31 protein-coding genes are annotated in these 23,285 nt (G+C 62.9%); 29 read left to right on the top strand and 2 right to left on the bottom strand.

Annotated features, from left to right (window positions below):
- The first annotated feature begins 38 nt into the window (after positions 1-38).
- Together rpoC and FJ956_RS18980 are read left to right on the top strand one after the other, a co-directional pair.
- Positions 39-4,235: a DNA-directed RNA polymerase subunit beta' gene (rpoC, locus tag FJ956_RS18985; protein WP_140678340.1), complete on the top strand. Its 4,197-nt coding sequence runs from the start codon at positions 39-41 to the stop codon at positions 4,233-4,235.
- Positions 4,236-4,315: 80 nt separating this feature from the next.
- The gene (locus tag FJ956_RS18980) at positions 4,316-4,981 is read left to right on the top strand and encodes an O-methyltransferase (protein ID WP_140678338.1); all 666 of its coding nucleotides are present in this window, start codon (positions 4,316-4,318) and stop codon (positions 4,979-4,981) included.
- Positions 4,982-4,988: 7 nt separating this feature from the next.
- On the opposite strand, the gene FJ956_RS18975 is transcribed toward FJ956_RS18980, so the two are convergent.
- Both FJ956_RS18975 and FJ956_RS18970 read right to left on the bottom strand, forming a co-directional pair.
- Positions 4,989-5,918: a Gfo/Idh/MocA family oxidoreductase gene (locus FJ956_RS18975; protein ID WP_140678336.1), complete on the bottom strand. Its 930-nt coding sequence runs from the start codon at positions 5,916-5,918 to the stop codon at positions 4,989-4,991.
- An 83-nt stretch (positions 5,919-6,001) separates the two neighbouring features.
- Positions 6,002-6,283 carry a transcriptional regulator gene (locus FJ956_RS18970; protein ID WP_140646983.1) on the bottom strand — a complete coding sequence of 94 codons (282 nt, stop codon included), beginning with the start codon at positions 6,281-6,283 and terminating at the stop codon, positions 6,002-6,004.
- A 461-nt stretch (positions 6,284-6,744) separates the two neighbouring features.
- Between FJ956_RS18970 and rpsL the strand changes: the two genes are divergently transcribed.
- The 27 genes from rpsL to FJ956_RS18835 all read left to right on the top strand — a co-directional run bounded on the left by rpsL (position 6,745) and on the right by FJ956_RS18835 (position 23,124).
- A complete protein-coding gene (rpsL, locus tag FJ956_RS18965) occupies positions 6,745-7,116 on the top strand; it encodes a 30S ribosomal protein S12 (protein WP_006202128.1) in 372 nt (123 codons plus the stop codon).
- Positions 7,117-7,125: 9 nt separating this feature from the next.
- On the top strand, positions 7,126-7,596 hold the full coding sequence (gene rpsG, locus FJ956_RS18960; protein WP_027170372.1) for a 30S ribosomal protein S7: 471 nt from the start codon (positions 7,126-7,128) through the stop codon (positions 7,594-7,596).
- Positions 7,597-7,625: 29 nt separating this feature from the next.
- Positions 7,626-9,716, top strand: coding sequence for an elongation factor G (gene fusA / locus FJ956_RS18955; protein WP_140646984.1), 2,091 nt, complete (start codon positions 7,626-7,628; stop codon positions 9,714-9,716).
- 65 nt (positions 9,717-9,781) lie between these two features.
- Complete coding sequence (gene tuf / locus FJ956_RS18950; RefSeq protein WP_140646975.1) at positions 9,782-10,957, top strand: elongation factor Tu; 1,176 nt, start codon at positions 9,782-9,784, stop codon at positions 10,955-10,957.
- Positions 10,958-11,026: 69 nt separating this feature from the next.
- Positions 11,027-11,335: a 30S ribosomal protein S10 gene (gene rpsJ, locus FJ956_RS18945; RefSeq protein WP_006205468.1), complete on the top strand. Its 309-nt coding sequence runs from the start codon at positions 11,027-11,029 to the stop codon at positions 11,333-11,335.
- Positions 11,336-11,442: 107 nt separating this feature from the next.
- Entirely contained in the window at positions 11,443-12,159 is a 717-nt protein-coding gene (gene rplC, locus FJ956_RS18940) for a 50S ribosomal protein L3 (RefSeq protein WP_095765515.1), read from the top strand.
- On the top strand, positions 12,159-12,779 hold the full coding sequence (gene rplD / locus FJ956_RS18935) for a 50S ribosomal protein L4 (RefSeq protein WP_140646283.1): 621 nt from the start codon (positions 12,159-12,161) through the stop codon (positions 12,777-12,779). The genes rplC and rplD overlap by 1 nt, the downstream gene beginning before the upstream one ends.
- A complete protein-coding gene (locus tag FJ956_RS18930; protein WP_040983033.1) occupies positions 12,776-13,069 on the top strand; it encodes a 50S ribosomal protein L23 in 294 nt (97 codons plus the stop codon). The genes rplD and FJ956_RS18930 overlap by 4 nt, the downstream gene beginning before the upstream one ends.
- A gap of 22 nt (positions 13,070-13,091) precedes the next feature.
- Positions 13,092-13,925, top strand: coding sequence for a 50S ribosomal protein L2 (gene rplB / locus FJ956_RS18925; protein WP_140678334.1), 834 nt, complete (start codon positions 13,092-13,094; stop codon positions 13,923-13,925).
- Positions 13,926-13,941: 16 nt separating this feature from the next.
- Positions 13,942-14,220: a 30S ribosomal protein S19 gene (gene rpsS / locus FJ956_RS18920; RefSeq protein WP_015317982.1), complete on the top strand. Its 279-nt coding sequence runs from the start codon at positions 13,942-13,944 to the stop codon at positions 14,218-14,220.
- A gap of 2 nt (positions 14,221-14,222) precedes the next feature.
- Positions 14,223-14,612, top strand: a complete 390-nt coding sequence (rplV, locus tag FJ956_RS18915; protein ID WP_006205462.1) for a 50S ribosomal protein L22 — start codon at positions 14,223-14,225, stop codon at positions 14,610-14,612.
- Positions 14,612-15,343, top strand: coding sequence for a 30S ribosomal protein S3 (rpsC, locus tag FJ956_RS18910; protein WP_140657155.1), 732 nt, complete (start codon positions 14,612-14,614; stop codon positions 15,341-15,343). Before rplV ends, rpsC begins: the two co-directional genes overlap by 1 nt.
- A 27-nt stretch (positions 15,344-15,370) precedes the next feature.
- Positions 15,371-15,784 (top strand): 50S ribosomal protein L16, encoded by a 414-nt coding sequence (rplP, locus tag FJ956_RS18905; protein WP_027170364.1) that lies wholly within the window; start codon positions 15,371-15,373, stop codon positions 15,782-15,784.
- A gap of 12 nt (positions 15,785-15,796) precedes the next feature.
- Complete coding sequence (gene rpmC, locus FJ956_RS18900; protein ID WP_137934271.1) at positions 15,797-15,997, top strand: 50S ribosomal protein L29; 201 nt, start codon at positions 15,797-15,799, stop codon at positions 15,995-15,997.
- A gap of 11 nt (positions 15,998-16,008) precedes the next feature.
- Entirely contained in the window at positions 16,009-16,248 is a 240-nt protein-coding gene (gene rpsQ, locus FJ956_RS18895) for a 30S ribosomal protein S17 (protein WP_140678331.1), read from the top strand.
- A gap of 82 nt (positions 16,249-16,330) precedes the next feature.
- The gene (gene rplN / locus FJ956_RS18890) at positions 16,331-16,699 is read left to right on the top strand and encodes a 50S ribosomal protein L14 (RefSeq protein WP_006205457.1); all 369 of its coding nucleotides are present in this window, start codon (positions 16,331-16,333) and stop codon (positions 16,697-16,699) included.
- Positions 16,700-16,711: 12 nt separating this feature from the next.
- Complete coding sequence (gene rplX / locus FJ956_RS18885; RefSeq protein ID WP_040970381.1) at positions 16,712-17,026, top strand: 50S ribosomal protein L24; 315 nt, start codon at positions 16,712-16,714, stop codon at positions 17,024-17,026.
- Positions 17,019-17,597, top strand: a complete 579-nt coding sequence (gene rplE / locus FJ956_RS18880) for a 50S ribosomal protein L5 (RefSeq protein ID WP_095765509.1) — start codon at positions 17,019-17,021, stop codon at positions 17,595-17,597. Before rplX ends, rplE begins: the two co-directional genes overlap by 8 nt.
- Before the next feature lie 26 nt (positions 17,598-17,623).
- Entirely contained in the window at positions 17,624-17,929 is a 306-nt protein-coding gene (rpsN, locus tag FJ956_RS18875; RefSeq protein ID WP_140678328.1) for a 30S ribosomal protein S14, read from the top strand.
- A gap of 12 nt (positions 17,930-17,941) precedes the next feature.
- Positions 17,942-18,340 carry a 30S ribosomal protein S8 gene (gene rpsH, locus FJ956_RS18870; protein ID WP_027170358.1) on the top strand — a complete coding sequence of 133 codons (399 nt, stop codon included), beginning with the start codon at positions 17,942-17,944 and terminating at the stop codon, positions 18,338-18,340.
- Positions 18,341-18,453: 113 nt separating this feature from the next.
- Positions 18,454-18,987, top strand: a complete 534-nt coding sequence (rplF, locus tag FJ956_RS18865; RefSeq protein ID WP_140678326.1) for a 50S ribosomal protein L6 — start codon at positions 18,454-18,456, stop codon at positions 18,985-18,987.
- Positions 18,988-19,144: 157 nt separating this feature from the next.
- Positions 19,145-19,507, top strand: coding sequence for a 50S ribosomal protein L18 (gene rplR, locus FJ956_RS18860; protein ID WP_140678323.1), 363 nt, complete (start codon positions 19,145-19,147; stop codon positions 19,505-19,507).
- Between the two features lie 148 nt (positions 19,508-19,655).
- Entirely contained in the window at positions 19,656-20,219 is a 564-nt protein-coding gene (gene rpsE / locus FJ956_RS18855) for a 30S ribosomal protein S5 (RefSeq protein WP_032933400.1), read from the top strand.
- Positions 20,220-20,244: 25 nt separating this feature from the next.
- Positions 20,245-20,442: a 50S ribosomal protein L30 gene (gene rpmD / locus FJ956_RS18850; protein WP_027170355.1), complete on the top strand. Its 198-nt coding sequence runs from the start codon at positions 20,245-20,247 to the stop codon at positions 20,440-20,442.
- A 22-nt stretch (positions 20,443-20,464) separates the two neighbouring features.
- Positions 20,465-20,938: a 50S ribosomal protein L15 gene (gene rplO / locus FJ956_RS18845; RefSeq protein ID WP_095765506.1), complete on the top strand. Its 474-nt coding sequence runs from the start codon at positions 20,465-20,467 to the stop codon at positions 20,936-20,938.
- A gap of 258 nt (positions 20,939-21,196) precedes the next feature.
- Positions 21,197-22,537, top strand: a complete 1,341-nt coding sequence (secY, locus tag FJ956_RS18840; RefSeq protein ID WP_140678320.1) for a preprotein translocase subunit SecY — start codon at positions 21,197-21,199, stop codon at positions 22,535-22,537.
- Positions 22,534-23,124 (top strand): adenylate kinase, encoded by a 591-nt coding sequence (locus FJ956_RS18835; RefSeq protein WP_140678318.1) that lies wholly within the window; start codon positions 22,534-22,536, stop codon positions 23,122-23,124. Before secY ends, FJ956_RS18835 begins: the two co-directional genes overlap by 4 nt.
- Positions 23,125-23,285: the final 161 nt, after the last annotated feature.

Here is a 23,285-nt window from a genome sequence, read left to right as displayed (position 1 = left end):
TGCAAGGGGTTATCGAGGACCCCGAAAAGGAGAACGGCATGAACCAAGAGGTCATGAATCTCTTCAACCCGCAGGCGCCTGCGCAGGTGTTCGATTCCATCCGGATCTCGCTTGCCAGCCCAGAGAAGATTCTGTCCTGGTCGTTCGGCGAGATCAAGAAGCCGGAGACCATCAACTACCGCACCTTCAAGCCGGAGCGTGACGGCCTGTTCTGCGCGCGCATTTTTGGCCCGATCAAGGACTATGAGTGCCTGTGCGGCAAGTACAAGCGCATGAAGTACAAGGGCGTCATCTGCGAAAAGTGCGGCGTCGAAGTCACGCTGTCGCGCGTTCGCCGCGAGCGCATGGGCCACATCGAGCTCGCCGCGCCCGTCGCCCATATCTGGTTCCTGAAGTCGCTGCCCTCGCGCATCGGCACGCTGCTCGACATGACGCTCAAGGATATCGAGCGCGTGCTCTATTTCGAGAACTACATCGTCACCGAGCCCGGCCTCACCGCGTTGAAGGAGAACCAGCTCCTCAGCGAGGAAGAGTACATGCTTGCCGTCGACGAGTATGGCGAGGACAGTTTCACCGCCATGATCGGCGCCGAGGCCATTCATGACCTTCTGGCCGGCATGGACCTGGAGAAGATCGCCGGCGACCTGCGTTCGGAGCTGGCCTCGACCACCTCCGAGCTCAAGCAGAAGAAGTACCTGAAGCGGCTCAAGGTCGTTGAGAACTTCATGGAATCCGGCAATCGTCCGGAATGGATGATCATGAAGGTGGTTCCGGTGATCCCGCCGGACCTGCGTCCGCTCGTCCCGCTGGACGGCGGTCGCTTCGCCACGTCCGACCTCAACGATCTCTATCGCCGCGTCATCAACCGCAACAACCGCCTGAAGCGGCTGATCGAGTTGCGCGCCCCCGGCATCATCGTGCGCAATGAAAAGCGCATGCTGCAGGAAGCCGTCGACGCGTTGTTCGACAACGGCCGTCGCGGCCGCGTCATCACCGGCGCCAACAAGCGTCCGCTGAAGTCGCTGTCCGATATGCTCAAGGGCAAGCAGGGCCGGTTCCGCCAGAACCTGCTCGGCAAGCGCGTCGACTATTCGGGCCGCTCGGTCATCGTGACGGGTCCGGAGCTGAAGCTGCATCAGTGCGGCCTGCCGAAGAAGATGGCGCTCGAGCTGTTCAAGCCCTTCATCTACGCCCGCCTCGACGCCAAGGGTTTCTCCTCGACCGTCAAGCAGGCGAAGAAGCTGGTCGAGAAGGAGCGTCCGGAGGTCTGGGATATCCTCGACGAGGTCATCCGCGAGCATCCGGTGCTCCTGAACCGCGCGCCGACGCTGCACCGCCTCGGCATCCAGGCGTTCGAGCCGATCCTGATCGAAGGCAAGGCGATCCAGCTGCATCCGCTGGTCTGCACCGCCTTCAACGCCGACTTCGACGGCGACCAGATGGCGGTCCACGTGCCGCTGTCCTTGGAAGCGCAGTTGGAAGCCCGCGTGCTGATGATGTCGACCAACAACATCCTGCACCCGGCCTCCGGCGCGCCGATCATCGTGCCGTCGCAGGACATGGTTCTCGGTCTCTACTATCTCTCGATCGTCAACCAGAACGAGCCGGGCGAAGGCATGGTGTTTGCCGACATGGGCGAGCTCCAGCATGCGCTGGAGACCAAGGCCGTGACGCTGCACGCCAAGATCAAGGGCCGCTTCCGCACCGTCGACGCCGAAGGCAACGTCGTGTCGAAGATTCACGACACCACGCCTGGCCGCATGATCATCGGCGAGCTGCTGCCGAAGAACGTCAACGTGCCGTATGAGACCGCCAACCAGGAGATGACCAAGAAGAACATCTCCAAGATGATCGACACCGTCTACCGCCACTGCGGTCAGAAGGAGACGGTCATTTTCTGCGATCGCATCATGGCGCTCGGCTTCGCGCATGCCTGCCGCGCCGGCATCTCGTTCGGCAAGGACGACATGCTGATCCCGGATTCCAAGATCAAGCTGGTCTCCGAGACCGAGGCTTTGGCCAAGGAATACGAGCAGCAGTACAATGACGGCCTGATCACCCAGGGCGAGAAGTACAACAAGGTCGTCGACGCCTGGGCCAAGTGCTCGGAAAAGGTCGCCGACGAGATGATGGCCCGCATCAAGGCGGTGGAGTTCGAGGACAATGGCCGCCAGAAGCCGATGAACTCGATCTACATGATGTCGCATTCGGGTGCGCGCGGCTCGCCCACCCAGATGCGTCAGCTCGCCGGCATGCGCGGCCTGATGGCCAAGCCCTCGGGTGAAATCATCGAGACGCCGATCATCTCGAACTTCAAGGAAGGCCTTACCGTGCTCGAGTATTTCAACTCGACCCACGGCGCCCGCAAGGGTCTGGCCGACACCGCCTTGAAGACGGCGAACTCGGGCTACCTCACCCGCCGCCTCGTCGACGTGGCGCAGGACTGCATCGTCAACTCCGTGGATTGCGGCACCGACAAGGGCCTCACCATGCAGCCGATCGTCGATGCCGGTCAGGTCGTCGCTTCGGTCGGCCAGCGCGTGCTGGGCCGCACTTCGCTCGACGACATCAACCATCCGGTTACCGGCGAATTGCTGGTCAAGGCCGGCACGCTGATGGACGAGCGCGATGTGGAGCAGATCGAAAAGGCCGGTGTGCAGTCGATCCGCATCCGCTCGGCGCTGACCTGCGAGGTCAGGACCGGCGTGTGCGCGGTCTGCTACGGTCGCGACCTGGCCCGCGGTACCCCCGTCAACCAGGGCGAGGCCGTCGGCGTCATCGCGGCGCAGTCGATCGGCGAGCCGGGCACCCAGCTCACCATGCGTACCTTCCACATGGGCGGCACGGCGCAGGTGGTGGATAGCTCGTTCCTTGAAGCCTCCTATGAGGGCAAGGTGCAGATCCGCAACCGCAACGTGGTGCGCAACTCGGAAGGCCAGCAGATGGTCATGGGCCGCAACATGGCGGTGCTCATCCTCGACGAGACCGGCAAGGAGCGCGCCACGCACCGCGTCGCCTATGGTTCGCGTATCTTCGTGGACGATGGCGACAAGGTGAAGCGCGGCCAGCGTATCGCCGAGTGGGATCCCTATACCCGCCCGATCCTCACCGAAATCGAGGGCAGGGTGGCGTTCGAGGATCTGGTCGACGGTATCTCCGTGCAGGAAACGGCCGACGAGTCGACCGGCATCACCAAGCGTGAGGTCATCGACTGGCGTTCGACGCCGCGCGGTAGCGACCTGAAGCCCGCGATCGTCGTCCAGGACGCCAAGGGCAAGGTCGGCAAGCTGTCGAAGGGCGGCGATGCACGCTTCCTGCTCTCGGTCGAGGCCATCCTCTCGGTCGAGCCGGGCGCGCATGTCCGTCCGGGCGACGTGCTGGCGCGTATCCCGATGGAAAGCGCCAAGACCAAGGACATCACCGGCGGTCTGCCGCGTGTTGCGGAACTGTTCGAGGCTCGCCGTCCCAAGGATCACGCCATCATCGCCGAGATCGATGGCACGATCCGCTTCGGCCGCGACTACAAGAACAAGCGCCGCATCATCATCGAGCCGCATGACTCGACGCTCGAGCCGGTGGAGTACCTGATCCCGAAGGGCAAGCCGTTCCATCTCCAGGACGGCGACGTCATCGAGAAGGGCGACTACATCCTCGACGGCAATCCGGCGCCGCACGACATCCTGGCGATCAAGGGCGTGGAGGCGCTTGCCTCCTACCTCGTCAACGAGATCCAGGAGGTCTACCGTCTGCAGGGCGTGTCGATCAACGACAAGCACATCGAGGTGATCGTTCGCCAGATGCTGCAGAAGGTCGAGATCACCACGCAGGGCGACTCGACCTACATCCCGGGCGACCACGTCGATGTGATCGAGCTGGAAGAGGTCAACGAGCGCCTGATCGAGGACGGCAAGAAGCCGGCCGAAGGTCAGCCGGTGCTGCTTGGCATCACCAAGGCCTCGCTGCAGACGCCGTCCTTCATCTCGGCCGCCTCCTTCCAGGAGACGACCAGGGTGCTCACCGAGGCTGCGGTTGCCGGCAAGACCGACATGCTGCAGGGCCTGAAGGAAAATGTCATCGTCGGCCGTCTGATCCCGGCCGGCACGGGCGGCACGATGAGCCAGATAAGGCGCATCGCCACCTCGCGCGACGAGCTCATCATCGACGAGCGTCGCAAGGCCTCCGGTGTCGAGGTCGCCGAGCCGATGCTGACCGACATGGTCAACGCCGCGCAGTAAGCGCAATGATATGAGAAACAAGAAAAGGGGCCCACGCGGCCCCTTTTCGCATTTTGGCTTCATGCAACCGAGGAAGAGCTATGAGCACCAAAACCTGGACGGCTGTCGACAACTACATCGTTTCGTCTCTTTTCGAAGCGGACCCTGTGCTCGATGCCACGCTGGCGGCCAACCGCGACCACGGCCTTCCGGCGATCGACGTCTCGGCCGCGCAGGGCAAATTGCTGTCGCTGCTGGTGCGTATTCGCGGCGCTAAGAAGGTGTTGGAGGTCGGCACGCTTGGCGGCTATTCGACCATCTGGATGGCAAGGGGATTGCCGGCGGACGGCAAGGTCGTGACGCTGGAGCTCGATCCACACCATGCCAAGGTCGCGCGTTCGAATTTCGAGCGGGCAGGGGTTTCCGACAGGGTCGACCTGCGCATCGGTCCGGCGCTGCGGTCGCTTGCCGCGCTGGCAGGCGAAAATGCCGGTCCGTTCGACCTGATCTTCGTCGACGCCGACAAGCCGAACAACCCGAATTATCTCGACTGGGCGATGAAGCTCTCGCGCCCAGGCACCGTCATCGTCTGCGACAACGTCATCCGCGACGGCGCGGTCGTGAAAAAGAACAGCGGCGACGCCAATGTCGAAGGCGCTCGCGCCGCGTTTTCGTTCATTGGCGGCGAGAAGCGGCTGGACGGCACCGCCATCCAGACCGTCGGCGCCAAGGGCTATGACGGATTTGCCATCGCGATCGTAGAATGAGGATGCCTCAGTCGAAGAACGCCTCGACCACATTGCGCTTGCCGAGCATGAAAGCATCGGCCACGTGCTGCAGCGGCGCGAGGTCGACATCGGACGTCCCGGCGCGAACGATCTCGGCGAAGCGCTTGTAAAGCATCGGATATTCGGCCTCGGGCTCGTCGTGGACGACCTTGCCGTCGACGGCGAGCTTAGCGCCGCCGCCCGACAGGACCATCTTGCCCTTGTCGGTCTCGGCGACGATGTCCCAGCTCTGCGGACCGGTCTGAAGCCAGTCGAGCTCCATTGTCACCGGCAGGCCGTTGGACGTGCGGAAGGCGACATGCGCCGCGACCGGTGCCGCGCGGTTCTCGGGAAAATCGAGCTCGGCCGAGGTGATGAACATCGCAGGCAAAATGTGTGTGGCGATCGACAGCGCGTTGATGCCGGGATCGAACACGCCGAAGCCGCCCGGTTCCCAGATCCATTCCTGATTCGGATGCCAGCGGCGCACGTCTTCCTTCCAGTTGATGGCGGCCGAAGTCAGTCTGGCCGAAGCTAGGAATGCACGCGCGGCGTCCACCGCTGGCGCGTAGCGCGAATGCCAGCTGGCGAACAGCGAGACGCCGTTCTTTTCGGCAAGCGCCTTGAGGTGCTCGACTTCGCTGACCGTGGCGCCCGGCGGCTTTTCGAGGAACACATGCTTTTTCGCTTCCAGCGCGGTGCGCGCGGCGTCGTAACGGAACTGCGGCGGCATGCAGAGCGAGACCGCATCGAGGCCGGGTTCGGCCGCAAGCATCGCTTCGATGCTGGGGTAGTTCGCAATGCCGTCCACCTTGCCGTGGCGGCTGGCCGCGGCTGTTAGTCGATAGCTGCCATCCTTGGCGACCGCCGGCAGGTGCTGGTCGCGGACGATCTTTCCCACGCCGACGATGCCGAGCTTGATGGGATTGCTGGTCATGGGAACTCCAAGGAATGAAAGGGGTGTCTAGGCAGGGCAGGTTTGTCGGGCGGGTCTGGGAAATATGACTCTGGCCGCGCTTTTCAGATCGGCTCTTCAAAGGTGACGATCGAGACTTCGCCTTCGAGCGCGCCCTGATAGGCCGACAGATGCGGCTCCTCGTCGGGCTCGCCTTCCATGTCGCCGATCTGATCGAGCTCGGCCTCGGCGTAACCTTCCGCGGCGAGCGATTCGAGCGCGCGGCGCACGGCAGAATCATCGTCGGGCGCCACCAGCATCACATGCACGCCCTCCGGCTTGCCGCCTTTCTTCTTCCAGACCCGTCCGGTGATGATCGTGACCGGCCGTTCTTCATTGTCGTTCACGGGCTGATTCCTCGTTTTCCCCGAGATTGTCCGGTGCAAGCCGCCTTTTGGCACGAAGCCGGGCCACAGGACAGCGCAAAGCAGGTCACTTTCTTCCTCGCTCTCGAAAAAAGACGCAAGAAAATTACGTGCGTTCTTCGCATGGCTGCCCAGCCTCGGGTTGGGCGCAATATTTGCCGCGCCGGGGTTGACGGACCCTGGGGTTGCGAGTAGAAGCCGCCACGTCAGAACCGATGTGAGGCTCTCCCGTCCGAAGCGACACGCTTTGGAGTTTGCCTCAAACAGGGTTCGTTTTACGAGCGAAAAGACATTTCCGGCGCGCATGAAGCGGTTCCCGCTTCCTCTGCAATTTGTTCGGGCAGGACCGCGAGGCGCGGTGTGTTGCCCGAATTTGCGTATGGAAACGACGCTTTGAGCGGCCCTGACAGGGCAGACACGGAATTGAGAGACAAGAGGGTTTAATGCCTACCGTCAACCAGCTGATCCGCAAGCCGCGCCTGGCGCCGGTGAAGCGCAACAAGGTCCCGGCCATGCAGCAGAACCCGCAGAAGCGGGGCGTCTGCACGCGCGTCTACACCACGACGCCGAAGAAGCCGAACTCGGCGCTGCGCAAGGTGGCCAAGATTCGCCTGACCAACGGTTTTGAGGTGATCGGCTACATTCCTGGCGAAGGTCACAACCTGCAGGAACACTCGGTGGTCATGATCCGCGGCGGCCGCGTCAAGGATCTGCCGGGCGTCCGCTACCACATCATCCGCGGCGTGCTCGACACGCAGGGTGTGAAGAACCGCAAGCAGCGTCGTTCGAAATACGGCGCCAAGCGTCCGAAGTAAGGGTTTCCCATGTCCCGTCGTCACAGTGCAGAAAAGCGTGAGATCAATCCGGACCCCAAGTTCGGCGATCTGATCGTCACCAAGTTCATGAACGCCGTCATGTATGACGGCAAGAAGTCGGTTGCCGAGACCATCGTCTACGGCGCGCTGGACCAGGTCCAGGCCAAGACCAAGCAGGAGCCGGTCACCGTCTTCCACCAGGCGCTCGACAATGTCGCGCCGCATGTGGAAGTGCGCTCGCGTCGCGTCGGCGGCGCCACCTATCAGGTTCCGGTCGACGTGCGCCCCGAGCGTCGTCAGGCGCTGGCCATCCGCTGGCTGATCGCCGCCGCGCGCAACCGCAACGAGACCACCATGGTCGACCGCCTCTCGGGCGAGCTGATGGACGCGGCCAACAACCGCGGCACGGCCGTCAAGAAGCGTGAAGATACCCACAAGATGGCGGAAGCCAACCGCGCCTTCGCGCACTACCGCTGGTAAAGCGCGAACGAGACTGAGAGGCACCTCCCATGGCCCGCGAATACAAGATCGAAGACTACCGCAATTTCGGTATCATGGCGCATATCGACGCCGGCAAGACGACGACGACCGAGCGCGTCCTCTATTACACGGGCAAGTCGCACAAGATCGGCGAAGTCCATGACGGCGCTGCCACCATGGACTGGATGGAGCAGGAGCAGGAACGCGGCATCACCATCACCTCGGCCGCGACCACGACCTTCTGGAAGGGTCGCGACGGCAAGATGCGCCGCTTCAACATCATCGACACCCCCGGACACGTCGACTTCACCATCGAAGTCGAGCGTTCGCTGCGCGTGCTCGACGGCGCCATCGCGCTGCTCGACGCCAACGCCGGTGTGGAGCCGCAGACCGAGACCGTGTGGCGTCAGGCCGACAAGTACCACGTGCCGCGCATGATCTTCTGCAACAAGATGGACAAGATCGGCGCCGACTTCTACCGCTCCGAGGAAATGATCGCCTCGCGCCTCGGTGCGCAGGCTGTCGTCATGCAGTTGCCGATCGGCGCCGAGACCGAGTTCAAGGGCGTCGTCGACCTCGTCGAGATGAACGCGCTCGTCTGGCGCGACGAGACCCTGGGCGCTGCCTGGGACGTCGTCGAGATCCCGGCCGACCTCAAGGAAAAGGCCGAGCAGTATCGCGAGAAGATGATCGAAGCCGCCGTCGAGATGGACGAGACCGCGCTTGAGAATTACCTCGAAGGCAAGATGCCGTCGAATGACGAGATCCGCGCGCTGATCCGCAAGGGCACCATCGCGGTCAAGTTCTACCCGATGTTCTGTGGCTCGGCCTTCAAGAACAAGGGCGTGCAGCCGCTGCTCGACGCCGTTGTCGAATACCTGCCGTCGCCGATCGACGTGCCGGCCATCAAGGGTGTCGACGCCAAGACCGACGCCGAGATCGAGCGTCATGCCGATGACAACGAGCCGCTGTCGATGCTGGCCTTCAAGATCATGAACGACCCGTTTGTCGGTTCGCTGACCTTTGCCCGCATCTATTCGGGCAAGCTCGCCAAGGGCACTTCGGTCGACAACACCGTGAAGGGCAAGAAGGAGCGCATCGGCCGCATGTTGCAGATGCATGCGAATTCGCGCGCCGACGTCGAAGAGGCCTATGCCGGCGACATCGTCGCCCTGGCTGGCCTCAAGGACACGACCACCGGCGATACGCTCTGCGATCCGCTGCATCCGGTCATCCTCGAGCGCATGGAATTCCCCGATCCGGTCATCCAGATCGCCATCGAGCCGAAGACCAAGAACGATCAGGAAAAGATGGGCCTCGCGCTGCATCGCCTGGCGGCCGAGGATCCGTCCTTCCGCGTCAAGACCGACGAGGAAAGCGGCCAGACCATCATTGCCGGCATGGGCGAGCTGCATCTCGACATCATCGTCGACCGCATGCGTCGCGAGTTCAAGGTCGAAGCCAATGTCGGCGCGCCGCAGGTGGCCTATCGCGAGACGATCACCCGCACGCACGAGCAGGATTACACGCACAAGAAGCAGACCGGCGGTACCGGTCAGTTCGCCCGCGTCAAGATCATCTTCGAGCCGAACACCGAGAGCGAAGAGTTCGTGTTCGAGTCCAAGATCGTCGGCGGTGCGGTTCCGAAGGAATACATCCCGGGCGTCGAGAAGGGCATCAACAGCGTCATGGGTTCCGGCCCGTTCGCCGGCTTCCCGATGATCGGCGTCAAGGCGACGCTCATCGATGGCGCCTTCCACGACGTCGACTCCTCGGTGCTGGCCTTCGAAATCGCCTCCCGCGCCTGCTTCAAGGAAGCGGCTCCGCGCCTCGGCGTGCAGCTTCTGGAGCCGATCATGAAGGTCGAGGTCGTGACGCCGGAAGATTACGTCGGCGGCGTCATCGGCGACCTCAACGGTCGTCGTGGCCAGATCCAGGGTCAGGAAGCGCGCGGCGTTGCCGTCGTCATCAACGCGATGGTGCCGCTCGCGAACATGTTCAAGTACGTCGACAATCTGCGTTCGATGTCGCAGGGCCGCGCCCAGTACACGATGCAGTTCGACCACTACGAGCCGGTTCCGACCGCGGTCGCCCAGGAAGTTCAGAAGAAATACGCGTAACTCGAGCGGGTTGCACGAGACCTTAATTCAAGGCCCGCACGGGCAAGCAGGAATGGAGAGATCACATGGCAAAAGGTAAATTCGAGCGCACCAAGCCGCATGTGAACATTGGCACGATCGGCCATGTCGATCATGGCAAGACGTCGCTGACGGCGGCGATCACGAAGTATTTTGGCGAATACAAGCGCTATGACCAGATCGACGCGGCACCTGAAGAGAAGGCGCGCGGCATCACGATCTCGACGGCTCACGTGGAATACGAGACGGCCAACCGTCACTATGCCCATGTCGACTGCCCCGGCCATGCCGACTATGTGAAGAACATGATCACGGGTGCAGCGCAGATGGACGGCGCGATCCTGGTTGTGTCGGCCGCCGACGGCCCGATGCCGCAGACCCGCGAGCACATCCTGCTTGCCCGCCAGGTCGGCGTGCCGTCGATCGTTGTGTTCCTGAACAAGGTCGACCAGGTCGACGACGCCGAGCTGCTGGAATTGGTCGAGCTCGAGGTTCGCGAGCTTCTGTCGAAGAACGAGTTCCCCGGCGACGACATTCCGATCGTCAAGGGTTCGGCGCTGGCTGCGTTGGAAGATTCCAACAAGACCATCGGCGAGGACGCCATCCGCGAGCTGATGGCTCAGGTCGACGCCTATATCCCGACGCCGGTTCGTCCGCTGGACAAGCCGTTCCTGATGCCGATCGAGGACGTGTTCTCGATCTCGGGCCGCGGCACGGTGGTGACCGGCCGCGTCGAGCGCGGCATCGTCAAGGTCGGCGAGGAGCTGGAGATCGTCGGCATCCGTCCGACCACCAAGACGACCTGCACGGGCGTCGAAATGTTCCGCAAGCTGCTCGACCAGGGCCAGGCCGGCGACAACATCGGCGCGCTCTTGCGCGGCGTCGACCGTGAAGGCGTGGAGCGCGGCCAGGTTCTGGCCAAGCCCGGCACGGTCAAGCCGCACAAGAAGTTCGTGGCCGAAGCCTACATCCTGACCAAGGACGAGGGCGGCCGTCACACGCCGTTCTTCACCAACTACCGTCCGCAGTTCTACTTCCGCACGACGGACGTGACGGGCATCGTGACGCTGCCGGCCGGCACCGAGATGGTGATGCCCGGCGACAACATCACCGTCGACGTCGAGCTGATCGTGCCGATCGCGATGGAAGAGAAGCTGCGCTTCGCCATCCGTGAAGGCGGCCGCACCGTCGGTGCCGGCATCGTCGTCACCATCAAAGAATAATTTGGACTGAAACCGATCTGTCGCGGGCGCGGGAGCTGCCCGCGCCGCGCCAGAACAAGGAATTGACGCATGAACGGACAGAATATCCGCATCCGCCTTAAGGCGTTTGACCACCGGGTGCTCGACGCCTCGACGCGCGAAATCGTGTCGACCGCCAAGCGCACCGGCGCCAACGTCCGCGGCCCCATTCCGCTGCCGACGCGGATCGAAAAATTCACGGTCAACCGGTCGCCCCACGTCGACAAGAAGAGCCGCGAGCAGTTCGAGATGCGCACGCACAAGCGGCTGCTCGACATCGTCGATCCGACCCCGCAGACGGTCGATGCTTTGATGAAGCTCGATCTGGCCGCCGGTGTCGACGTCGAGATCAAGCTCTAAGGGAATGAGAGCGCGGTAAGGGGCGGTGCCCCTGGCCGGAACTCTAAAGGAACAAGAGGCGTGGAGGGGCGATAGCCCCGACAGGGAACTCTAAAGGAATTGAACCGATGCGTTCAGGTGTGATTGCAAAGAAGGTGGGAATGACCCGCATCTACAACGATGCCGGCGAACACGTTCCCGTCACCGTTCTCCAGATGGAGAACTGCCAGGTCGTGGCCCAGCGCACGCAGGAGAAGAACGGCTACACCGCCGTCCAGCTCGGCGTTGGCCTCGCCAAGGTGAAGAACACGTCGAAGGCGATGCGCGGCCATTTCGCCGCCGCTTCCGTCGAGCCGAAGGCCAAGGTCGCCGAGTTCCGCGTCTCCGCCGACAACATGATCGACGTCGGCGCCGAGCTGACCGTCGAGCATTTCGTCGCCGGTCAGAAGGTCGACGTCACCGGCACCTCGACCGGCAAGGGTTTCCAGGGCGTGATCAAGCGGCACCACATGGGCGGTGGCCGCGCCACGCACGGTAACTCGGTCTCGCACCGCACGCACGGCTCGACCGGCCAGCGCCAGGACCCCGGCAAGGTGTTCAAGGGCAAGAAGATGGCCGGCCACATGGGCGACACCCGCGTCACCACGCAGAATGTCGAGGTCGTCTCGACCGACGCCGATCGCGGCCTGATCCTGATCCGCGGCGCGGTTCCCGGTGTCAAGGGCGCCTGGATCCTGGTTCGCGACGCCGCCAAGGTTGCGCTGCCGGCCAATGCGCCGAAGCCGGCCGCGATCCGCGCCGCTGCCGCCAAGAACGAAGCCCCGGCCACTGAGGGAGCCGAATAATGGATCTCAAGATCACAACGCTGGGCGGCAAGGACGCCGGCAAGGTGAAACTCTCCGAGGAGATTTTCGGCCTTGATCCGCGCGAGGACATCCTGCAGCGCGTCGTGCGCTGGCAGCTCGCCAAGAAGCAGCAGGGCACGCACAAGGCCAAGGGCCGCGCCGAAATCGCGCGCACCGGCGCCAAGATGTACAAGCAGAAGGGTACGGGCCGCGCCCGTCACCACTCGGCTCGCGCTCCGCAGTTCCGCGGCGGCGGCAAGGCACACGGCCCGGTCGTTCGCAGCCATGAGCACGAGCTGCCGAAGAAGGTCCGCGCGCTTGGCCTCAAGCACGCTCTCTCGGCCAAGGCCAAGAGCGCTTCGCTGATCATCGTCGACGAGCTGAAGCTCACCGAAGCCAAGACCAAGGCGCTGGTGGCAAACCTCGAGACGCTGGGGCTGACCAACGCCCTGGTTATCGGCGGTGCCGAGCTTGACCAGAACTTCAAGCTGGCCGCGACCAACATTCCCAACATCGACGTGCTGCCCATCCAGGGCATCAACGTCTACGACATTCTGCGCCGCGGCACGCTGGTCCTTTCGAAGGCCGCCGTCGAGGCTCTCGAGGAGCGCTTTAAATGACCGACCTTCGTCACTACGACGTGATCGTCTCGCCGGCGATCACCGAAAAGTCGACCATGGCTTCCGAGCAGAACCAGGTCGTCTTCAACGTCGCCAAGAAGGCGTCGAAGCCGGAAATCAAGGCTGCCGTGGAAGCTCTCTTCGGCGTCAAGGTGACGGCTGTGAACACGCTCGTCCGCAAGGGCAAGATCAAGCGCTTCCGCGGCACCGTTGGCCGCCAGGGCGACGTCAAGAAGGCGGTTGTGACGCTGGCCGACGGCCAGTCGATCGACGTCGCGACGGGTCTCTGAGCAAGGCCGCGAGGACAGGACAATGGCACTTAAAAAATTCAACCCGGTAACGCCGAGCACCCGCCAGCTGGTCATCGTCGACCGCTCGGGCCTCTACAAGGGCAAGCCCGTCAAGGGCCTGACCGAAGGCCTGACCAAGTCGGGCGGCCGCAACAATTACGGCCGCATCACGGCCCGCTTCATCGGCGGCGGTCACAAGCGTTCGTATCGCATCATCGACTTCAAGCGTAAGAAGTACGACGTCGTCGGCACGGTCGAGCGTATCGAATACGATCCGAACCGCACCGCCTTCATCGCGCTGATCAAGTATGACGACGGCGAGCTGTCCTACATCCTGGCCCCGCAGCGTCTTGCTGCCGGCGACAAGATCGTGGCCGGCGAAGCGGTCGACGTGAAGCCGGGCAACGCGATGCCGCTGGCCTCGATGCCGGTCGGCACGATCGTCCATAATATCGAGCTGAAGCCGGGCAAGGGCGGCCAGGTTGCCCGTTCTGCTGGCGGTTATGCCCAGCTCGTCGGCCGCGACCAAGGCCTGGCGATCCTGCGCCTCAACTCGGGCGAGCAGCGTGTCGTGCACGGCTCCTGCATGGCCACCGTGGGTGCGGTATCGAACCCCGACCACGGCAACATCAACGACGGCAAGGCCGGTCGCACCGTGTGGCGCGGCAAGCGCCCGCACAATCGCGGCGTGGCCATGAATCCGGTCGACCATCCGCATGGCGGCGGCGAAGGCCGCACCTCGGGTGGCCGTCATCCGGTTTCGCCCTGGGGCAAGCCGACCAAGGGCAAGAAGACGCGGTCCAACAAGGCGACCGACAAGTTCATCCTGCGCTCGCGTCATCAGCGCAAGAGCTAAGAAGAGGTAACGCCAAGTGACTCGTTCGATTTGGAAAGGCCCCTTCATCGACGGCTACCTTCTCAAGAAGGTGGACAAGGTTCGTGAAGGTGGTCGCAATGAGGTGATCAAGATGTGGAGCCGTCGCTCCACCATCCTGCCGCAGTTCGTCGGCCTCACCTTCGGTGTCTACAACGGCCAGAAGCACGTTCCCGTCTCGGTGAACGAGGACATGGTCGGCCACAAGTTCGGTGAATTCGCTCCGACCCGGACCTATTACGGTCACGGCGCGGATAAGAAGGCGAAGAGGAAATAATCATGGGCAAGGCCAAAGCTCCGCGCAGGCTTGCTGATAACGAGGCGCGTGCCGTTCTGCGCACGATCCGCATCAGCCCGCAGAAGCTCAACCTGGTTGCCGCGCTGATCCGCGGCAAGAAGGTCGCGACAGCGCTTTCCGACCTCGAATTCTCGGCCAAGCGGATTTCCGGCACGGTCAAGAAGACGCTGGAATCGGCGATCGCCAACGCGGAAAACAATCACGACCTCGATGTCGACGCTCTGATCGTGGCGGAAGCCTATGTCGGCAAGTCGATCGTGATGAAGCGTTTCCACGCTCGTGGCCGCGGCCGCGCCAGCCGTATCGAAAAGCCGTTCTCGCACCTCACGATCGTCGTTCGTGAAGTCGAGGAAAAAGGGGAGGCCGCATAATGGGCCAGAAAGTCAATCCGATCGGGCTGCGTCTCGGCATCAACCGTACCTGGGATTCGCGCTGGTTCGCGAACACTGGCGAATACGGCCAGCTGCTGCATGAGGACCTCAAGATCCGTAAGTATCTCGAGAAGGAACTCAAGCAGGCTGCGATCTCGAAGGTCGTGATCGAGCGCCCGCACAAGAAGTGCCGCGTCACCATCCACGCCGCGCGTCCGGGCCTCATCATCGGCAAGAAGGGCGCCGACATCGAGAAGCTTCGCAAGAAGCTGACCGAGATGACGAAGTCCGAAACGCACCTCAACATCGTCGAAGTGCGCAAGCCGGAAATCGACGCCACGCTGGTTGCCCAGTCGATCGCCCAGCAGCTCGAGCGCCGCATCGCGTTCCGCCGCGCCATGAAGCGTGCCGTTCAGTCGGCCATGCGTCTCGGCGCCGAAGGCATCCGCATCAACTGCTCCGGCCGTCTCGGCGGCGCCGAGATCGCGCGCATGGAGTGGTACCGCGAAGGCCGCGTGCCGCTGCATACGCTGCGCGCCGATGTCGACTACGGCACGGCCGAGGCGAACACGGCCTACGGTATCTGCGGCGTCAAGGTGTGGGTGTTCAAGGGCGAGATCCTCGAGCATGACCCGATGGCTTCCGAGCGCCGTGCGACCGAAGGCGATGCCGCGCATGGCGGCGGCGCTGGCGGTGAGCGCGAACGCGGCCGCCGTCGCGAGAACGCCTGAGACATTTGAGAATTTGGAGTTAGAACGATGCTGCAGCCAAAGCGCACAAAGTTCCGCAAGCAGTTCAAGGGCCGTATCCACGGTACCGCCAAGGGCGGCACCAATCTGGATTTCGGCGGTTTCGGGCTGAAGGCGCTTGAGCCGAACCGCGTCACCGCGCGCGAGATCGAGGCGGCCCGCCGCGCGATCACCCGCGAGATGAAGCGCGCCGGCCGCGTCTGGATCCGGGTGTTCCCGGACCTGCCGGTCACCTCGAAGCCGACCGAAGTCCGCATGGGTAAGGGCAAGGGCGCCGTCGACTATTGGGCGGCGCGCGTCAAGCCCGGCCGTATCATGTTCGAGATCGACGGCGTCAGCGAGGAGACGGCTCGTGAAGCGCTGCGTCTCGGCGCCGCCAAGCTCTCGGTCAAGACGCGCTTCGTGCAGCGCATCGCAGAATAAGGACAGGCGATCATGAAAGCCGAAGACATCCGGACCAAGACCCAGGATCAGCTGACCGACGACCTGGCGGCCCTCAAGAAGGAGCAGTTCAACCTGCGCTTCCAGAAGGCCACCGGCCAGCTCGAGAAGACCGCGCGCGTGAAGCAGGTCCGCAAGGACATCGCGCGCATCAAGACCATCGCCGCGGAAAAGTCCGCGGCCAAGAAGGCTTAAGGACGAGAACCATGCCAAAGCGCATCCTGCAGGGCACCGTCGTCAGCGACAAGAACGAGAAGACGGTCGTGGTCAAGGTCGAGCGTCGCTTCACCCATCCGGTGATGAAGAAGACCGTGCGCATGACCAAGAAGTACAAGGCGCACGACGAGAACAACGACCACAAGGTCGGCGACCAGGTGTTCATCCAGGAATCGAAGCCGATTTCCAAGGACAAGCGCTGGGTTGTCGTCTCTTCGGATCAGGCTTGATCCGGGCGAACGAACCGAATTTTGGACAGACCGGGGAGGGGTGAAGAACCCGTCCCGTTAGAAAAGAAGAAGGCGGCCAGTCATGATTCAGATGCAAACAAACCTCGACGTCGCGGACAATTCCGGCGCCCGTCGTGTCATGTGCATCAAGGTGCTGGGCGGCTCGAAGCGGAAATACGCCTCCGTCGGCGACATCATCGTGGTGTCGATCAAGGAAGCCATTCCGCGCGGCCGCGTTAAGAAGGGCGATGTGATGAAGGCGGTCGTGGTTCGCACGGCCAAGGACATCCGTCGCCCGGACGGCAGCGTGATCCGTTTCGACAAGAACGCGGCCGTTCTTGTCGACAATAAGAAAGAGCCGATCGGCACCCGTATCTTCGGACCGGTTCCGCGCGAACTGCGCGCCAAGAACCACATGAAGATCATCTCGCTCGCGCCTGAAGTGCTGTAAGGAGCCGGACCAATGCAAAAGATCAAAAAAGGCGACAAGGTTGTCGTGCTTGCCGGCAAGGACAAGGGCCGTTCGGGCGAAGTCCTGTCGGTGCAGCCGAAGGAAGACACCGCGGTCGTCCGCGGCGTGAACCTCATTCGCCGTCACCAGAAGCAGACCCAGTCCCAAGAGGGCGGGATCATCACCAAGGAAGCGCCGATCCACCTGTCGAATATCGCGCTGGCCGACCCCAAGGACGGCAAGCCGACCCGCGTCGGCTTCGCCATCCAGAAGGATGGCAAGAAGGTGCGCGTCGCCAAGCGTTCGGGAGAAGTCATCAATGGCTAAGGCTGAAACCAAGCAGGCAACTGCCAAGAACGAGCCGCGCCTCAAGAAGGTCTACAACGAGACCATCCGCAAGGCGATGCAGGAGCAGTTCGGCTACGACAACGACATGCAGGTTCCGCGCATCGACAAGATCGTGCTGAACATGGGTGTCGGCGAAGCAACCGCGGACTCCAAGAAGCCCTCGGTCGCGGCCGAGGATCTCGCGCTGATCGCCGGCCAGAAGGCCGTCGTCACTCGTGCCCGCAACTCGATTGCCGGCTTCAAGGTGCGCGAGAACATGCCGATCGGCGCCAAGGTCACGCTGCGCAAGGAACGCATGTACGAGTTCCTGGACCGCCTCGTGAACATCGCGCTGCCGCGCGTTCGCGACTTCCGCGGACTGAACCCGAAAAGCTTTGACGGCCGTGGCAACTACGCCATGGGCATCAAGGAACACATCGTGTTCCCGGAGATCAACTACGACAAGGTTGATCAGGTCTGGGGCATGGACGTCATCGTTTGTACGACGGCGAAGACGGACGACGAGGCAAGAGCGCTGCTCAAGGCCTTCAACTTCCCCTTCCGCCAGTAACGGCAGCGAAAAAGGAAACATCTGAAATGGCAAAGACCAGCTCAGTCGAGAAGAACAACCGGCGCCGCAAGCTCGCCGACCAGTACGCCGCCAGGCGCACGGCGCTCAAGGCCATCATCATGGATCAGTCCCAGCCGATGGAAGAGCGTTTTCGCGCCCAGTTGAAGCTTTCGGCGCTGCCGCGCAACTCGGCCAAGATCCGCATCCGTAACCGCTGCGAGGTGACGGGCCGTCCGCGCGCCTATTATCGCAAGCTGAAGCTTTCGCGTATCGCGCTTCGCGATCTGGGCAATACCGGCCAGATCCCGGGCCTGGTCAAGTCGAGCTGGTAAGGAGACACTGAGATGTCATTGAGCGATCCTCTCGGCGATATGCTGACCCGCATCCGCAACGCCTATGGCCGCAAGAAGTCGAGCGTTTCGACCCCAGCCTCGCGTCTGCGTGCCCGCGTCCTCGAAGTGCTGAAGTCGGAAGGCTATATCCGCGACTACAGCCAGACCGACTTCGAAAACGGCAAGTCGGAAATCGAGATCGAGCTGAAATATTTCGACGGCGCCCCGGTTGTACGCGAGATTGCGCGCGTCTCGAAGCCTGGCCGTCGCGTCTATGTCTCGGCCAAGTCGATCCCGCACGTCGCCAACGGCCTCGGCATCGCCATCCTTTCGACGCCGAAGGGCGTCATGGCCGACCATGAAGCGCGCGAGCAGAATGTCGGCGGCGAGATCCTCTGCCAGATCTTCTAAGGGTGAATGGTCAGTGGTGAATAGTGAATGGTGAAATCGCACGAGACTTGATCGCGCTATTCACCATTTTGCCATTCACCATTCACAGCAGTTAAGGAAAGAAGGAGACAACAATGTCTCGTATCGGAAAGAAACCCGTTTCGCTGCCGCAGGGCGTGACCGCGTCCGTCAACGGCCAGACCGTGACGGCGAAGGGCCCCAAGGGCGAGCTGAAGTTCGTGGTGAACGACGAAGTGCTGGTGAAGATGGAGAACAACGAGATCTCCGTCGAGCCGCGCGACCAGACCAAGAACGCCCGCTCCAAGTGGGGCATGTCGCGCACGCAGATCGTCAACATCCTGCAGGGCGTGAAGGACGGCTTCGAGAAGAAGCTCGAGATCACCGGCGTCGGCTATCGCGCCGCCTTGCAGGGCAAGAACCTGCAGCTGGCGCTCGGCTTCAGCCACGACGTGGTCTATCAGACGCCGCAGGGCATCACCATTGCGGTGCCGAAGCCGACCGAAATCACGGTCTCGGGCATCGACAAGCAGCAGGTCGGTCAGGTCGCCGCCGAGATCCGCGAATATCGCGGCCCCGAGCCCTACAAGGGCAAGGGCGTGCGCTATGCCGACGAGCGCATCGTGCGCAAGGAAGGCAAGAAGAAGTAATAGGCCTGGCCCCGAACCGAAGGTCAGCGCAGCAAAAAGTTGCAGACTTTCGCAAAGGGCCAAGCCGCAGAAGTGTAACGCCGCGGGGAGCGGCCGCGGGAGGCTTGGCCTACCGCGCAGGGTTGCCCCCGTTTTCTGAAGGCAAGGAACTGACATTATGGCAAGCCCCAAAGAGACCATCCAACGCCGCGCGCAGCGCGTGCGCCGCCAGCTGAAGAAGGTCGCCGGCGAGCGTCCGCGGCTTTCGGTGCACCGCACCTCGAAGAACATCTATGTCCAGGTGATCGACGATGCCAACGGCCACACGCTGGCCGCCGCCTCGACGCTCGAGAAGGACTTCAAGGGTTCGCTCAAGACCGGCGCCGACACCGCTGCCGCCGCCGCGGTCGGCAAGCTGATCGCCGAGCGTGCCACGAAGGCCGGCGTCAAGGAGGTCGTCTTCGACCGCGGCCCGTACATCTATCATGGCCGCGTCAAGGCGCTGGCCGAGGCTGCCCGCGAAGGCGGTCTCAGCTTCTGATGCTTGATCCCGAACCGAAGGTCAGCGCAGCAAAAAGTTGCAGACTTTTCGGATGAGATCATGCAAAGGAAAAATTCGCCGTCGGCGACCCGAATGAGGCGTCGGCAAACAGCAACCCGTGCTTCCGGAAAAGAACAAGGACTAGGATATGGCACAGGAACGTAGAGAAGGCGGCCGCGGCCGCGAGCGCGAAGAGCGTGACGACGGCATGGTGGACAAGCTCGTCCACATCAACCGCGTCGCCAAGGTGGTGAAGGGCGGCCGTCGTTTCGGCTTTGCCGCTCTCGTCGTTGTCGGCGACCAGAAGGGCCGCGTCGGCTTCGGCCACGGCAAGGCGCGCGAAGTGCCGGAAGCGATCCGCAAGGCGACCGAGTCGGCCAAGCGCGACATGATCTTCGTGCCGCTGCGTTCGGGCCGTACGCTGCATCACGACGTCGAGGGCCGCTGGGGCGCCGGACGCGTTCTGCTGCGCGCCGCCAAGCAGGGTACCGGCATCATCGCCGGCGGTCCGATGCGCGCCGTCTTCGAGACGCTCGGCATGCATGACGTGGTCGCCAAGTCGATGGGTTCGTCGAACCCCTACAACATGGTTCGCGCCACCTTCGACGCGCTGAAGAGCCAGATGCATCCGAAGGATGTGGCTGCCGCGCGCGGCATCAAGTACTCGACCCTTCAGGCCCGCCGCGGCACCGCCGTTGCGGCTGAAGAATAGTCGACGCTGACCAGGGATTTCGACCATGGCCAAGAAAGCTACCAAGACCATCACCGTCGAGCAGATCGGCTCCCCGATCCGCCGGCCGAAGGAGCAGCGCGCGACGCTGGTCGGCCTCGGCCTGAACAAGATGCACAAGCGGCGCACGCTGGAAGATACCCCTTCGGTGCGCGGCATGATCGCCGCCGTCCAGCACCTCGTCCGCGTCGTGGACGAGGCCTGAACGAAAGCGCAGGAGAAGAAACATGAAACTCAACGATCTGCGTGACAAGGACGGCGCGACGCACTCGAAGAAGCGTCTCGGCCGCGGCATCGGCTCCGGCTCGGGCAAGACGGCCGGTCGCGGCGTCAAGGGCCAGAAGGCCCGTTCGGGCGTTGCCATCAACGGCTTCGAGGGCGGTCAGATGCCGCTCTACCGGCGCCTGCCGAAGCGTGGCTTCAACAACATCTTCGCCAAGAGCTTCACGGTCGTGTCGCTGGCCCGCATCCAGGCTGCTGTCGACGCCAAGAAGCTCGACGCCAAGGCGACCGTGACGGCCGAGGCCCTGGTTGCCGCTGGCGTCATCCGCCGCGCCAAGGACGGCGTGCGTGTGCTGTCCGACGGTGAACTCAAGGCCAAGCTCTCCTTCGACGTCGCCGGCGCCTCCAAGGCCGCGATAGAGAAGATCGAGAAGGCCGGCGGTTCGGTGAAGCTGCCGGAAGCGGCCGCCGCCGAATAACGGCGATTTGAAGCGCGGCCGACCGGGATGATTTCGCATTTTCCGTCGAACCGCGCTTTGACCGGATGAATTGGGCGGCCGCGTCAACGCGGCCGCTTGCATGTTTACGGTCCGGAGCTTATCTCGTGGGCTTCGGTGACACGCGCCGCCTGAGCTGCGGGCATCGAGCGCGACATGGAAATCAAAAGAAGTAGAGCATGATATCGTCCGAAAACCGCTCCACACTTTTCGGCATCATGCTCTAGCGGAGAATCAGGCATGGCCTCGGCTGCTGAACAACTAGCCTCCAATCTGAATTTCGCGGCCTTCGCCAAGGCCGAGGATCTCAAGAAGCGCATCTGGTTCACCATCGGCGCGCTGCTCGTCTACCGCCTCGGCACCTATATCCCGCTTCCCGGCATCAATCCCGACGCTTTCGCCCAAGCCTTCTCCTCGCAGAGCAAAGGCGTGCTCGGCATGTTCAACATGTTCGCCGGCGGCGCCGTGCAGCGCATGGCGATCTTCGCGCTGGGCATCATGCCCTACATCTCCGCCTCCATCATCATGCAGCTGATGACCTCGGTCATCCCGTCGCTGGAAACGCTGAAGAAGGAAGGCGAGCAGGGCCGCAAGATCATCAACCAGTACACGCGCTACGGCACCGTGCTCCTGGCGCTGATCCAGGCCTACGGCATTTCGATCGGCCTCGAGGGCGGCAACGGCATCGTCAACGATCCAGGCATGTTCTTCCGCATCTCGACCGTCGTCACGCTGGTCGGCGGCACCATGTTCCTGATGTGGCTCGGTGAGCAGATCACCGCGCGCGGCATCGGCAACGGCATTTCGCTGATCATCTTCTCCGGCATCGTCGCCGGCCTGCCCCGCGCGATCTCCGGCACGCTGGAGCTCGGCCGCACCGGCGCGCTGTCGACGGGCCTCATCCTCGCGATCATCGTGCTGGCCATCATCGTCATCGCGCTCATCGTCTTCTTCGAGCGCGCGCAGCGCCGCCTGCTCATCCAGTATCCGAAGCGCCAGGTCGGCAACCGCATGTTCCAGGGCGATACCTCGCATCTGCCGCTGAAGCTCAACACCTCTGGCGTCATCCCGCCGATCTTCGCGTCCTCGCTGCTGCTCCTGCCGGCGACCGTCGCGGGCTTCTCGCAGGCGACCAACCTGCCGGCCTGGGCAAGCACGATCCTCGCCTCGCTCGGCCACGGCCAGCCGCTCTACATGATCTTCTATGCGGGCATGATCGTCTTCTTCGCCTTCTTCTACACGGCGATCGTCTTCAACCCGAAGGACACGGCCGACCAGCTCAAGAAGCACTCTGGCTTCATTCCGGGCTATCGTCCGGGCGAGCGCACCGCCGACTATATCGACTATGTTCTGACGCGCATAACCGTCATCGGCGCCATCTACCTGGTGCTGGTCTGTCTTCTGCCGGAGTTCCTGATTTCGGCGACTGGCGTACCTTTCTACCTCGGTGGCACATCGCTTCTGATCGTGGTCAGTGTCACGCTCGATACGGTGGCGCAGATCCAGGGTCACCTGATCGCGCACCAGTATGAGGGCCTGATCAAGAAGTCGAAGTTGCGCGGGGGGAAGAGGAGCAGATGAGGCTAATATTGCTTGGGCCGCCAGGAGCGGGCAAGGGGACGCAAGCACAAAGACTGGTAGAAAAACACGGCATCCCCCAGCTCTCGACGGGTGACATGCTGCGTGCCGCCGTCCAGGCCGGAACCGAGGTCGGCAAGCGTGCCAAGGCGGTGATGGATGCCGGTGAGCTGGTCTCGGATGCTATCGTCAACGCCATCGTCGCCGAACGCATCGATCAGCCGGATTGCGCCAAGGGTTTCATCCTCGACGGTTACCCGCGCACGCTGGTCCAGGCAGACGCGGTCGAGGCGATGCTCGCCGAGCGCGGCATAGCGCTCGACACCGTCATCGAGCTCGTCGTCGACGACAAGGCGCTCGTCGGCCGAATCGTCAAACGCGCCGAAGATGCCAAGGCCGCCGGCCAGCCGGTGCGCAAGGACGACAACCCGGCGGTGTTCGAGGAACGTCTGCGCGAATACTACAAGAAGACGGCGCCGCTGATCGGCTACTACTACGCCAAAGGCAAGCTCAGGACCGTCGACGGCATGGCCAGTATCGATGCGGTGACCGCCGAGATCGGCAAGGTCGTCGCGGCAGCGGCGAAGTAGGCCGGGCCGGCAATTAGAGATTGCGCTTGGCGGCAATTGAAGATTGCGCTTGACTGGAGTGGACCGCTGGGGTATGGCGGCCCGTCTTCCTATCAGGCATGGACTTTGCTTGCCCTTGCGGGCAAGGCAGTTGCTTTGAACCAGGAAACTCCCGCAAGGGC

The sequence above is a fragment of the Mesorhizobium sp. B2-4-3 genome (assembly GCF_006442815.1).
Classification (GTDB): Bacteria; Pseudomonadota; Alphaproteobacteria; order Rhizobiales; family Rhizobiaceae; genus Mesorhizobium.
Note: the sequence above shows the minus strand (reverse complement) of the source record. Positions and strands in the feature narration are given on the sequence as shown.

Bases quoted from the DNA above. Each gene is read 5' to 3' on its own strand.
- rpoC (WP_140678340.1), top strand. From the start codon at position 39: ATGAACCAAGAGGTCATGAATCTCTTCAACCCGCAGGCGCCTGCGCAG.
- FJ956_RS18980 (WP_140678338.1), top strand. From the start codon at position 4,316: ATGAGCACCAAAACCTGGACGGCTGTCGACAACTACATCGTTTCGTCT.
- FJ956_RS18975 (WP_140678336.1), bottom strand. From the start codon at position 5,918: ATGACCAGCAATCCCATCAAGCTCGGCATCGTCGGCGTGGGAAAGATC.
- rpsL (WP_006202128.1), top strand. From the start codon at position 6,745: ATGCCTACCGTCAACCAGCTGATCCGCAAGCCGCGCCTGGCGCCGGTG.
- rpsG (WP_027170372.1), top strand. From the start codon at position 7,126: ATGTCCCGTCGTCACAGTGCAGAAAAGCGTGAGATCAATCCGGACCCC.
- fusA (WP_140646984.1), top strand. From the start codon at position 7,626: ATGGCCCGCGAATACAAGATCGAAGACTACCGCAATTTCGGTATCATG.
- tuf (WP_140646975.1), top strand. From the start codon at position 9,782: ATGGCAAAAGGTAAATTCGAGCGCACCAAGCCGCATGTGAACATTGGC.
- rpsJ (WP_006205468.1), top strand. From the start codon at position 11,027: ATGAACGGACAGAATATCCGCATCCGCCTTAAGGCGTTTGACCACCGG.
- rplC (WP_095765515.1), top strand. From the start codon at position 11,443: ATGCGTTCAGGTGTGATTGCAAAGAAGGTGGGAATGACCCGCATCTAC.
- rplD (WP_140646283.1), top strand. From the start codon at position 12,159: ATGGATCTCAAGATCACAACGCTGGGCGGCAAGGACGCCGGCAAGGTG.
- FJ956_RS18930 (WP_040983033.1), top strand. From the start codon at position 12,776: ATGACCGACCTTCGTCACTACGACGTGATCGTCTCGCCGGCGATCACC.
- rplB (WP_140678334.1), top strand. From the start codon at position 13,092: ATGGCACTTAAAAAATTCAACCCGGTAACGCCGAGCACCCGCCAGCTG.
- rplV (WP_006205462.1), top strand. From the start codon at position 14,223: ATGGGCAAGGCCAAAGCTCCGCGCAGGCTTGCTGATAACGAGGCGCGT.
- rpsC (WP_140657155.1), top strand. From the start codon at position 14,612: ATGGGCCAGAAAGTCAATCCGATCGGGCTGCGTCTCGGCATCAACCGT.
- rplP (WP_027170364.1), top strand. From the start codon at position 15,371: ATGCTGCAGCCAAAGCGCACAAAGTTCCGCAAGCAGTTCAAGGGCCGT.
- rpmC (WP_137934271.1), top strand. From the start codon at position 15,797: ATGAAAGCCGAAGACATCCGGACCAAGACCCAGGATCAGCTGACCGAC.
- rpsQ (WP_140678331.1), top strand. From the start codon at position 16,009: ATGCCAAAGCGCATCCTGCAGGGCACCGTCGTCAGCGACAAGAACGAG.
- rplN (WP_006205457.1), top strand. From the start codon at position 16,331: ATGATTCAGATGCAAACAAACCTCGACGTCGCGGACAATTCCGGCGCC.
- rplX (WP_040970381.1), top strand. From the start codon at position 16,712: ATGCAAAAGATCAAAAAAGGCGACAAGGTTGTCGTGCTTGCCGGCAAG.
- rplE (WP_095765509.1), top strand. From the start codon at position 17,019: ATGGCTAAGGCTGAAACCAAGCAGGCAACTGCCAAGAACGAGCCGCGC.
- rpsN (WP_140678328.1), top strand. From the start codon at position 17,624: ATGGCAAAGACCAGCTCAGTCGAGAAGAACAACCGGCGCCGCAAGCTC.
- rpsH (WP_027170358.1), top strand. From the start codon at position 17,942: ATGTCATTGAGCGATCCTCTCGGCGATATGCTGACCCGCATCCGCAAC.
- rplF (WP_140678326.1), top strand. From the start codon at position 18,454: ATGTCTCGTATCGGAAAGAAACCCGTTTCGCTGCCGCAGGGCGTGACC.
- rplR (WP_140678323.1), top strand. From the start codon at position 19,145: ATGGCAAGCCCCAAAGAGACCATCCAACGCCGCGCGCAGCGCGTGCGC.
- rpsE (WP_032933400.1), top strand. From the start codon at position 19,656: ATGGCACAGGAACGTAGAGAAGGCGGCCGCGGCCGCGAGCGCGAAGAG.
- rpmD (WP_027170355.1), top strand. From the start codon at position 20,245: ATGGCCAAGAAAGCTACCAAGACCATCACCGTCGAGCAGATCGGCTCC.
- rplO (WP_095765506.1), top strand. From the start codon at position 20,465: ATGAAACTCAACGATCTGCGTGACAAGGACGGCGCGACGCACTCGAAG.
- secY (WP_140678320.1), top strand. From the start codon at position 21,197: ATGGCCTCGGCTGCTGAACAACTAGCCTCCAATCTGAATTTCGCGGCC.
- FJ956_RS18835 (WP_140678318.1), top strand. From the start codon at position 22,534: ATGAGGCTAATATTGCTTGGGCCGCCAGGAGCGGGCAAGGGGACGCAA.